Source organism: Paenibacillus sp. F411 (assembly GCF_017582705.1).
GTDB classification, from domain to species: domain Bacteria; phylum Bacillota; class Bacilli; order Paenibacillales; family Paenibacillaceae; genus Paenibacillus_AQ; species Paenibacillus_AQ algicola.
Window position 1 is genome coordinate 160,556 of the sequence record NZ_JAGFIP010000010.1, and the last position, 10,657, is coordinate 171,212.

Annotated in this window: 13 protein-coding genes; all 13 read left to right on the forward strand. The window is 51.5% G+C overall.

The genetic code is table 11. From position 1 onward, the window contains the following. Positions 1–116 precede the first annotated feature (116 nt). Entirely contained in the window at positions 117–350 is a 234-nt protein-coding gene (locus JJQ72_RS12300; RefSeq protein ID WP_138227298.1) for an AtpZ/AtpI family protein, read from the forward strand. Continuing rightward, on the forward strand, positions 343–720 hold the full coding sequence (locus JJQ72_RS12305) for an ATP synthase subunit I (RefSeq protein WP_208203844.1): 378 nt from the start codon (positions 343–345) through the stop codon (positions 718–720). Before JJQ72_RS12300 ends, JJQ72_RS12305 begins: the two co-directional genes overlap by 8 nt. A gap of 35 nt (positions 721–755) precedes the next feature. Then, entirely contained in the window at positions 756–1,517 is a 762-nt protein-coding gene (atpB, locus tag JJQ72_RS12310) for a F0F1 ATP synthase subunit A (protein ID WP_138227296.1), read from the forward strand. A 107-nt stretch (positions 1,518–1,624) separates the two neighbouring features. Then, positions 1,625–1,837, forward strand: coding sequence for a F0F1 ATP synthase subunit C (atpE, locus tag JJQ72_RS12315; RefSeq protein WP_138227905.1), 213 nt, complete (start codon positions 1,625–1,627; stop codon positions 1,835–1,837). A 95-nt stretch (positions 1,838–1,932) separates the two neighbouring features. Then, positions 1,933–2,421, forward strand: a complete 489-nt coding sequence (atpF, locus tag JJQ72_RS12320; protein ID WP_208203845.1) for a F0F1 ATP synthase subunit B — start codon at positions 1,933–1,935, stop codon at positions 2,419–2,421. Then, positions 2,418–2,957, forward strand: a complete 540-nt coding sequence (locus JJQ72_RS12325) for a F0F1 ATP synthase subunit delta (RefSeq protein WP_208203846.1) — start codon at positions 2,418–2,420, stop codon at positions 2,955–2,957. The genes atpF and JJQ72_RS12325 overlap by 4 nt, the downstream gene beginning before the upstream one ends. Before the next feature lie 18 nt (positions 2,958–2,975). Further along, complete coding sequence (gene atpA, locus JJQ72_RS12330) at positions 2,976–4,490, forward strand: F0F1 ATP synthase subunit alpha (RefSeq protein WP_138227293.1); 1,515 nt, start codon at positions 2,976–2,978, stop codon at positions 4,488–4,490. A 283-nt stretch (positions 4,491–4,773) separates the two neighbouring features. After that, positions 4,774–5,631, forward strand: coding sequence for an ATP synthase F1 subunit gamma (atpG, locus tag JJQ72_RS12335; protein ID WP_138227292.1), 858 nt, complete (start codon positions 4,774–4,776; stop codon positions 5,629–5,631). Between the two features lie 111 nt (positions 5,632–5,742). After that, positions 5,743–7,143, forward strand: a complete 1,401-nt coding sequence (gene atpD, locus JJQ72_RS12340; RefSeq protein WP_138227291.1) for a F0F1 ATP synthase subunit beta — start codon at positions 5,743–5,745, stop codon at positions 7,141–7,143. Positions 7,144–7,241: 98 nt separating this feature from the next. Continuing rightward, on the forward strand, positions 7,242–7,646 hold the full coding sequence (locus JJQ72_RS12345) for a F0F1 ATP synthase subunit epsilon (RefSeq protein ID WP_138227290.1): 405 nt from the start codon (positions 7,242–7,244) through the stop codon (positions 7,644–7,646). 288 nt (positions 7,647–7,934) lie between these two features. Further along, complete coding sequence (locus tag JJQ72_RS12350) at positions 7,935–8,192, forward strand: DUF1146 family protein (RefSeq protein WP_208203847.1); 258 nt, start codon at positions 7,935–7,937, stop codon at positions 8,190–8,192. Between the two features lie 470 nt (positions 8,193–8,662). Then, positions 8,663–10,009 carry a UDP-N-acetylglucosamine 1-carboxyvinyltransferase gene (murA, locus tag JJQ72_RS12355; RefSeq protein ID WP_138227288.1) on the forward strand — a complete coding sequence of 449 codons (1,347 nt, stop codon included), beginning with the start codon at positions 8,663–8,665 and terminating at the stop codon, positions 10,007–10,009. 284 nt (positions 10,010–10,293) lie between these two features. Continuing rightward, positions 10,294–10,657 (forward strand): hypothetical protein (locus JJQ72_RS12360; RefSeq protein WP_208203848.1); only part of this gene is annotated, 364 nt, incomplete at its 3' end.

A 10,657-nucleotide genomic window follows, 5' to 3' on the forward strand; every position in this document is an offset into this window, starting at 1 on the left:
CGTTTCGGGATTTTAAATACCCTGAAACGCCCGTTTTATAAGGAAAATCAGTCAAAGTGATTCATTGACAAACTCTTCTGTTATTCAGTAAAATGAGTTGGGATTAGAGAGGTACTATGAAAAATCCGAACAGTCAAGATAACCCTTGGATGATTGCGCTTTATCTCGGCGGATCCGGCGGACTGCTGGCAGCCTACATCGTAATTGGTTTTTTTGCAGGAAGGTGGGTCATGGAATGGATGGACGGGCCTAGGTACTGGCTGGCCATTGGAACCTTGACCGGACTCGCTTTGGGGATTTTGAATATATCTCTTCTCATTAAAAAGTTTCTGGGGGCACAACGTGAATGATCTGACATCCATTGTGGGCGCCGTGACGAGGATTTCCTATCTCATTATGGCAGCGCTGTTTCTGGGATGGGCTGTATATCCGGAATTTCGGCCAGAGTTTGCCGGAGGGATTCTGGGCATGACAGCAGGGCTGTTTAACTTTCGCTTCCTTTCCCTGAAGGTGCGGCAGGTGGCCCAAATGGCGGTCGACAACCATGACAAGCGGCTCAGCTTCGGCTTCATTACCCGCCTGTGCATCGGTGTGCTGATCGCAGCTGTGGCCATCAAGCTGGAGCAGGTATCATTGGGTGCGGCTGTCGCCGGTTTGTTCATCCCCCAGGTGTTGACGATTCCTGTCAGCATTGTGTTCAGTTTGAGAAACAACCAATGACCAACGCTAACTTGGAAAGGGGTGAAAACTAATACATGCATGATTCACCGGTTATTATTCTCGGCGGGCTACATATTGACTTGTCAGCGGTTCTGATGCTCCTGGTCACCTGCGTGGTGGTCTTTGCACTCGTGATGCTGTCTGTCCGTAATCTGTCTGTCGAAAACCCTTCCAAACTGCAAAACTTCATGGAATGGGTAGTAGAATTTGTGCAGGGCATCGTCGCTAGTGCAATGGACCTGAATAAGGGAAGGCAGTACATATCGCTCGGCCTGACTCTGATTTTGTTCATTTTTGTAGCGAACCTTCTGGGCTTGCCGTTCTCCGTCATTACAGATCTTCCAGCCAATTTCACTGTGTTTGGACACGTGATCGAGGCGACGAAGGATCTCAAGCCGGATTACTATGCACACGTTCTGTGGTGGAAATCGCCAACGGCTGACATCTCGGTTACCGCAGGTCTGGCCATCGTCGTTTTCATCTTGATGAACTACCTGGGATTGAAGCTGAACCGCAAGCATTACCTGAAGCACTACATCGAGCCGTTTCCAATCTTCCTGCCGCTCAACATTGTTGAGAACCTGGCAAAGCCTATCGCTTTGTCGATCCGGCTGTACGCAAACATTTTTGCAGGTGAGGTATTGATTACGGTTATTCTGAAGACAGGCTTCTACGGCATTCCGTTTATGGCGGCATGGCAGGGCTTCAGTATCTTTGTCGGCGCGCTGCAGGCGTTTATCTTTACCATCCTGACGATGGTGTACATCTCGCAGGCTTCGATTCACGAAGAGCATTAATGAACTCCGAGAATTGCCCGTGCAAGCGGTGTGATTCGAAAGAGATATTATTTATAGCTTTACCAATTCAAAGCAACTTAATTTAAGGAGGATTTTTAACAATGGGAATGGAATATTTGGCAGCAGCAATTGCAGTAGGTTTGGGCGCATTGGGCGCAGGCTTGGGTAACGGTATGATCGTAAGCAGAACGGTAGAGTCTATCGCTCGTCAGCCGGAAGCTCGCGGCCAGCTTCAAACAACGATGTTTATCGGCGTAGGTATCGTCGAGGTTATTCCTTTGGCGGCTACTGTAATCGCGTTCCTGATCATGTTTTCTTAATAACAATACAACGGTTTGGCGGGGAGGGCCGATGCCATCCGCGCCTTCGTTTTGTTAAACACCGCACTTCGTGTTAACGGAAAGGAGTGACTTTAATGCATATTTTGTGGGAAAACATTGCAATTACGATACTTTCATTTATCTTGCTTTATGCTCTGCTTCAGAAGTTCGCATTCAGCAAGCTGTTTGCGATCATGGAGCAGCGCCGCGAGCTTGTCATGGGTCAAATGAATGAAGCAGCACAAACCCGCCAGCAGGCGGCTCAATATGTAGAAGATCAGAAGAAGGCACTGGAGCAGGCTCGTAAGGATGCTCAAGAAATTATTGAACGTTCCAGACAGACCAGCAGCAAGCAGGCTGAGCAAATGCTGGAGCAAGCGAAGGAAGAGGCTGTACGTCTGAAGACGGAAGCTGTTCGCGACATCGAGAATGAGAAGAACAAGGCTGTTGAAGAGCTGCGCAGCGAGCTGGGCACGGTATCCGTGAAGATCGCATCGAAGCTGATTCAACGTGAAGTGAGCAACGGCAAAGCCCAGGAAGAATTGGTAGACCAATACCTTAAAGAGGTAGGGGGCAGACCATGAGCCAGGAAACTGTAGCAGCGAAGCGGTATGCGCGGGCGCTGTTCGAAGTGGCGGCTCAGCAGCAGAAGGGTCTGGAAGTGGAAGAGGAGCTTCGTTCGGTAGTCCAAGCCATTGAAGGCGATACCGACATTCAGAAGTTTATCTCCACTCCGAATGTGCCTCAGTCCGTGAAGATGGAAGTGCTTAGCAAGGCATTGGCAGGGAAAGTGTCAGCGCCGGTTATGAATACAATGGAGCTGCTCTTGAACCGTGGACGCGCAGAGCTGATCAGCGACCTGCTTGACAGCTATGTGAAGATTCAGGGAGACAGCCTGGGAATGGCGGATGCAACCGTGTATTCGACCTATCCCCTGAGCGAGCAGGAGCAGAATCAGGTGTCTGCCGAATTCGGACAGATGGCCCAGAAGAAGATTCGTGTCAGTAATGTAGTGGACGAGAGCCTGCTGGGAGGACTGAAGGTTGTAATCGGCGATAAGCTGTACGACGGCAGTCTGGCTGGCAAGCTGCAGCGTCTCGAGAAATCTTTCAGAGTTTAGAAGATAGGGGTGAACACGTTGAGTATCAGACCTGAAGAAATCAGTACTTTGATTAAAAGTCAAATTGAACAATACAAATCCGATATCGCTGTTTCTGAAGTGGGTACGGTAATTCAAGTTAGTGACGGTATCGCTCGCGTATACGGCCTTGAAAATGCCATGTCCGGTGAATTGCTGGAGTTCCAAAGCGGCGTATTCGGTTTGGCGCTCAACCTGGAAGAAAGCAACGTGGGTGTCGTTATCCTCGGTCCTTTCTCCGACATTAAGGAAGGCGATCAGGTTAAGCGTACGGGACGGATCATGGAGGTGCCTGTAGGTGAAGCACTTCTGGGACGTGTCGTAAACCCGCTGGGTCAGCCACTGGATGGCAAAGGCCCAATTGAAGCGGCTGCATATCGTCCGGTAGAAAGCAACGCTCCAGGCGTTATCGACCGTAAATCCGTTCATGAGCCGATGCAGACTGGAATTAAAGCGATCGACGCTATGGTTCCAATCGGCCGCGGTCAGCGCGAATTGATCATCGGTGACCGTCAAACAGGTAAAACCTCGATCGCGATTGACACGATCCTGAACCAGAAGGGCAATGGCGTGAAATGTATTTACGTCGCAATTGGCCAGAAGCAATCCACGGTTGCACAGGTTGTAGAAACACTGCGTCGTCATGGTGCACTGGAATACACAATCATCGTGACCGCTTCCGCTTCCGAGCCGGCTCCTCTGCAGTACATTGCTCCATACGCAGGCTGCGCTATGGGCGAGTACTTCATGTTCAAGGGTGAGCATGCCCTCATCATTTATGATGACCTGTCCAAGCAGGCAGCAGCTTACCGCGAACTGTCCTTGCTGCTTCGTCGTCCTCCGGGCCGGGAAGCATATCCGGGTGACGTTTTCTATCTGCATTCCCGTTTGCTGGAGCGTGCAGCGAAGCTGAGCGACGAGTTGGGCGGCGGTTCCCTGACGGCACTGCCATTCATCGAGACGCAGGCTTCTGACGTATCCGCGTACATTCCAACGAACGTGATTTCAATTACCGACGGACAGATCTTTCTGGAGTCTGACCTGTTCTACTCCGGTCAACGCCCAGCGATCAACGTAGGTATTTCCGTATCCCGTGTCGGCGGCTCCGCGCAGATTAAAGCGATGAAGAAGGTTGCCGGCGGTCTGAAGCTGGATCTCGCACAATACCGCGAGCTTCAAGCGTTCTCCCAGTTCGGATCCGATCTGGACAAATCCACACTGGCTCGCCTGAATCGTGGTGCGAGACTGATGGAAATCCTGAAGCAGGGTGTAAACCAGCCGTTGTCTGTTGAACAGCAGGTCATCAGCTTGTACACAGCAGTGAAGGGTTACCTGGATGAAATTCAAGTTGCGGATGTTCGCCGCTTCGAGAAAGAATTCCTTGCCTATGTGGAAAGCAACAAGCCGGAAATCATTCAATCCATTACGGATACGAAGGATTTGACAGCGGATAACGAAAATGCGCTGAAGAGTGCCATCGAGCAGTTCAAGAAGGGCTTTGCTGCTTCGGCATAAGGCTCGGCATTCTCAGTAATACAATGGAAGGGGAGCCGCGTGGCGTACGTCCGGTATCCTCTTTCATCATAATCAGGTACCGCTTTGGCTTCGCCAAAGCTTATGTTGATGCTTACGAAGTAGCTTTGGCTTCGCCAAAGTTTATGTTGATGCTTACGAAGTTAGCTTTGGCTTCGCCAAAGTTTATGTTGATGCTTACGAAGTAACTTTGGCTTCGCCAAAGTTTATGTTGATGCTTTCGAAGTTAGCTTTGGCTTCGCTAAAGCTTTAAGGTGGTGAAAACATGGCAAGAGGATTACGCGATATCAAACGGCAGATCAAAAGTATCCAGAACACCAAGCAGATCACCAAGGCAATGGAAATGGTCGCTGCGGCCAAGCTGAGAAGAGCGCAGGAGAAGGCGACATCCGCCCTTCCTTACTCCGAGAAGCTGAAAGAGGTAGTCGGCAGCATTGCAGCCGGCACCAAAGGCATCAGCCATCCCATGCTGGAAAAGCGCGAGGTGAAAAAGACCGGTTACCTGGTCATCACTTCCGACCGCGGTCTTGCAGGGGCTTCCAACTCCAACGTTTTGCGTAAAGTCTCGGCGATTCTGGCTGAGCGCCATAAGTCCAAGGACGAGTACACGATCTTCGTCATTGGCCGTAAAGGCCGCGATTACTTCCGCCGCCGCGAGCTTCCGGTTTCAGAAGCGCTGACAGATTTGTCAGACAGCCCTACATATGGGGACATCAAGTCGATTGCATCGGCTGCGGTACAGCAGTATGAGCTGGGTCATATTGACGAGCTATACCTTTGCTATAACCGTTTCTTGAATGCTTTGACACAAACCCCGGAAGTGGACCAGCTTCTGCCTATGGAAAATATCGGAGCCGGCGCAAGTGCATCCGGTCATGAATACGAGCCTTCGCCAGAGGCGGTTCTGGAGGCTTTGCTTCCGAAATATGCAGAGACGCTCATCTTCAGCGCAATGCTGAACGCCAAGGCAAGTGAGCTCGGTGCCAAGATGACCGCGATGGGTGCTGCAACAAAGAACGCCAGCAAGCTGATCGGCGAGCTGAAATTGACATACAACCGTGCCCGTCAGGCTGCAATCACTCAGGAAATTTCCGAGATTGTTGCCGGTGCCGACGCACAGTAACGTGCTAGACCTAGCTTCAACATGAAGAAATACTGGCAGCACAGATCGTGCTGCTTTACGATGATCGCTCGCCGTGCATAACGGCGGGCGGGTAGGAGGGAAAACGAAAAGATGAACAAAGGACGCGTTGTCAGCATTACAGGCGCTGTTGTTGACATTGAATTTGAACGCGGTCAGCTTCCCGACATCTTTAACGCTGTCAAGATTGAAGGCGTTGTGGAAGGCGGCCGTTCGGTTAATCTGACTTTGGAAGTATCCAACCACCTGGGTGATAACCTGGTACGTTGTATCGCGATGTCCTCAACCGATGGCTTGATTCGTGGAATCGAGGCAACGGATCTGGGCAGACCGATTACTGTACCTGTAGGCTCTTCTACACTGGGCCGTGTATTTAACGTTCTGGGTGAGCCGATTGATAATGCAGGCGTGGTTGTATCCGAGGTCAATAACCCGATCCACCGTGAAGCTCCTGCATATGATGAGCTTTCCACGCAAGCTGAAATGCTGGAAACCGGCATCAAGGTTATCGACCTGCTGGCTCCTTACCAAAAGGGCGGCAAAATCGGTCTCTTCGGCGGCGCGGGTGTAGGTAAAACCGTTGCGATCCAGGAACTGATCAATAACATCGCTCAAGAGCACGGCGGTATCTCTGTATTTGCAGGGGTCGGCGAGCGTACTCGTGAAGGTAATGACCTGTACCACGAGATGAGCGATTCCGGCGTAATCAACAAAACCGCGATGGTTTTCGGACAGATGAACGAGCCTCCGGGCGCGCGTCTGCGTGTAGCCCTGACCGGTTTGACGATGGCGGAGTATTTCCGTGACCAGGAAGGTAAGGACGTACTGCTCTTCATTGATAACATCTTCCGTTTCACCCAAGCGGGTTCTGAAGTATCGGCCCTCCTCGGCCGGATGCCTTCGGCGGTAGGTTACCAGCCGACACTGGCTTCCGAGATGGGACGTCTGCAAGAGCGGATTACCTCCACGAAGAAAGGCTCTGTAACGTCCATCCAGGCGATCTACGTGCCTGCGGATGACTACACGGATCCGGCTCCGGCAACGACGTTTGCCCACTTGGACGCAACGACGAACCTGGAGCGTAAAATTTCCGAGATGGGTATCTACCCGGCGGTAGATCCGCTGGCATCCAGTTCCCGGATTCTGGCTCCTGAGGTTGTAGGCGAAGAGCATTACAACGTAGCTCAAGGCGTTAAGAAAATTCTTGCTCGTTACAACGAGCTTCAGGATATCATCGCCATCCTCGGTATGGACGAGCTGAGTGAGGAAGATAAAGCGATCGTTGCGCGTGCGCGCCGCGTTCAGCGTTTCCTGTCCCAGCCGTTCCACGTAGCCGAGCAGTTCAACGGTATGCCGGGTAAATATGTACCGGTTAAAGAAACCGTGCGCAGCTTCAAGGAAATTCTGGATGGTAAGCATGACAGCCTTCCAGAGGCCGCTTTCCTGTTCGTCGGCACCATTGAGGAAGCAGTGGAAAAAGCCAAAACTATGTAAGCTGACGCTCTCGTATCAGACAGGCGGGACGCTGATAATTCAGCGTGTCTTGCCTGCTGCTGCGGGTTTTCTGCGGAAAACGGTGAGGAGGGATGGAAGTGAGCACCTTTTTGTTAGAGATTGTAACTCCGGACCGCCTGGTGTATTCCGAGCAGGCCAACAGCATTACTGTGCGTGGTGTGGAAGGGGAGCTGGGCATTTTGCCGGGACATATCCCATTCGTAACGCCGCTGCAGGTCGCTCCGGTTTTCGTGAAAATCGGAAATCAGACTACCGCATTTGCGGTTCAGGGCGGATTTGTTGAGGTCCGGAAGGACAAAGTGGTGATCTTGGCAGAAAGCGCCGAGAAAGCGACTGAAATTGATCTTGAGCGTGCTGAGGCTGCAAAGAGCCGGGCAGAAGCCCGTCTGGGCGCAAGCCGCCAGGATGAAATAGACCATCGCCGTGCCGAGCTGTCTCTGCAGCGGGCGATGAACCGGATCAAGGTTTCCGGCGGAAACTAAGATTTATCATTATCACTAAAGAAGCGATTCAGCTGTGCAAGCAGCCGAATCGCTTTTTTCATTGGAAAAAAGCTTGGCGTTTTCAAAGTAAAAAGAGCGATGAATCCTGATATAGCGCGGTTTAGGGCCATAAGTCATGAAAAAGTTCATGAAAATGACCATAAGTGATCATTTTTTTTTATTTCCGAGGAAATGGTGGGATATAGGGGTGGATTCTTCAGGCTTTGCCAAGTATGATAGAGAAGTCGGTCCTTTTCGGGCCTAACATCTGAGCCTGGAGGAGGGAATATGAATCAAGGCATTTCAAGTGCCGTAGACAGTGCGGTAGGCGTAAGCGGACTTATCTCCATCACCGTATCGCTCTTATGCATTGCACTGGCATGGTGGGCATTACAAACATTAAAACTGGATTTGGTGATCCGAAATCCCAAAAGTCCCCAAGGAAGGCTGCTGCATGTGCTGCTAGCTGTAGTGCTGGGTCGTTTTGTAGCTGAATTTCTCAATGACTATTTGATTTGGAGCCAAATGATCCGATATATTTTTTAGGTTTATTGCTAGCTGTGTTTTAACGGGGTCTTGATTGGTTATAAGTCTGATAGGCTGCCTGAGACAGATGTCGAATAAACGTGAATTATTATGTTAACAATGACAATAAGCATAATAATCGGGCGGACGAACATGACTTCTGAACTAAACCGTTCACCCGCTCCTGAATGAAATGACAGGTCAGGAATAACGCGTGGGAACCTTTTGAGGTCTATGTCGCATACAACTAATGTATTGAAATGCTTGTTAGAGGAATTGAAATGTGTTTAAGGATGTAGACAGGGGTCAGTTGGATAATCGTAGAAACAGATCATCGGACGGGACGAAGTGTATGGGAAATAGTCCTTGGTAACCTTGTACGTCTGGAAATGGCAATGGTAAGATGTAAGTTGGAAATTTAGCAGGTATTTGTAACGTCATTGATAAGAATGCATGATAAACAGAATTTATGGACGCGGAGGGAAACCAAGATGAGCAAATTTATCGTCCGCGGTGGCAAAAGACTGGCCGGAAGTGTCAAAGTCAGCGGAGCAAAGAATTCAGTTCTTCCGATCATCGCCGCCTCTCTTCTCGGGGAAGAAGGAGAAAGTGTCATTATTGACGCCCCTCCTCTTGACGATGTGATGACCATTAGCAAGGTGTTGGAATCTTTAGGGGCTGCAGTTACATATAAGGATGATGTGATCACCGTGAACGCGGAGAACATCTCCACATGTGAAGCACCGTATGAATGGGTGCGGAAAATGCGTGCCTCGTTCCTGGTGATGGGACCTTTGCTTGCTCGCTGTGGCAGCACGAAGATTTCTCTTCCGGGTGGCTGTGCCATCGGGACCAGACCGATTGACCAGCATTTGAAGGGCTTTGAAGCATTGGGTGCAGAGATCAGCTTGGGCCAGGGATTCATTGAGGCCAAGAGCAATGGAAGACTGCGCGGTGCAAAAATATATCTGGATGTTGCCAGCGTAGGCGCAACCCAGAACATCATGATGGCGGCTACGCTGGCTGAAGGCGTAACCACGATCGAAAATGCGGCGAAAGAGCCGGAGATTGTCGATTTGGCGAACTACCTGAACGGAATGGGCGCTGTGGTTCGCGGTGCAGGCACCGGGGTCATTCGGATCGAAGGTGTAGAGAAGCTGCACGGCGTGAAGCATCATGTCATTCCGGACCGGATTGAAGCTGGTACCTTCATGGCGGCTGCCGCCATTACGGGTGGAGATGTGTATGTGGAAGGTGCAATTGCGGACCATTTGGGCTCTTTGATTGCGAAGATGGAGGAAATGGGTGTGACGGTACAGCCGGATGAGAACGGGATCCGGGTGATTGCCGACAAGCCGCTGAAGGCTGTGGATGTGAAAACTCTCCCATACCCGGGCTTTCCGACCGATATGCAGTCCCAAATGATGGCGCTGCTGCTGAAATCCAAGGGAACCAGTGTGGTTACGGAGACCGTTTTTGAGAACCGCTTCATGCATGTGGAAGAATTCCAGCTTATGAATGCGGAAATCAAGATTGAAGGACGCTCCTCCATCGTAACAGGAGACGCCAAGCTGACCGGAGCAAAGGTATGCGCAACGGACCTTCGCGCAGGCGCAGCCTTGATTATGGCTGGATTGGTGGCTGAAGGAACGACAGAGGTCACAGGTACGCATCATATTGATCGCGGCTATGTGAATCTGGCAGAGAAGCTGTCCGGTCTTGGCGCAGACATCTGGCGTATTTCGACAGAAGAGCGCAGCACACAGGAGACGGCGAAGCCGGCTGTTGCAGAAACCGAAGACACGAAGGTGTTCAAGGTTCAGCCAAGCTGGGTGTAAGGAAACGACTTCTAGAGTTCTCTTAAAACGGCGGATGAAGCCGGGGGAGAAGGCTGCTGCTTAGAAATAGCAGCCTGCGATAGAAGTAACATGAACAAAGACATGGTGATACCAGGAAGCTGTTCCCGGTACCGCCATGTCTTTGTTTGTTTCTAGGGAATACTAGGGAGCACACTACGTTCGGATCCGGTTCTATCATCTGTTACTCTCTCATACATATATATCAATTCAAAAATATGGACGCACTTGGCGTGAAAGCTTAGGGATTCAGGAGGGAGAGCAGAATGAAAGATTCCAAGGTTCGTATTCAAGTTTCGATCCCGGCTCAGCGCGGCAGCGACGCTGCCATAGATACAAGAGAGGCAGGAGAGGGCGAGCATGAGCATAAGCATGAGCATGAGCATGAGCGGGAGCAGATGGCAGAGCCGCAGCCTATGATTACGTGGAGCTTCCCGGGCGGTTCCGCTGGGGAGCGCGGGGCGGCGAGAGAGCCGGGGCGGCCGAGCGCGGGCACGAGAGTGGCGGCGAAGCACGGGGCGGCGAGGGCAGAGCAAGGCAGCGCGCGGGCCCGCGCAGCGGAGGCGGCGCCGCTGCCCGTTCCGGGCGCGGCCGCGGCTGCGCCTGGCGGCGCGCTGCGCGGGAGCCCCG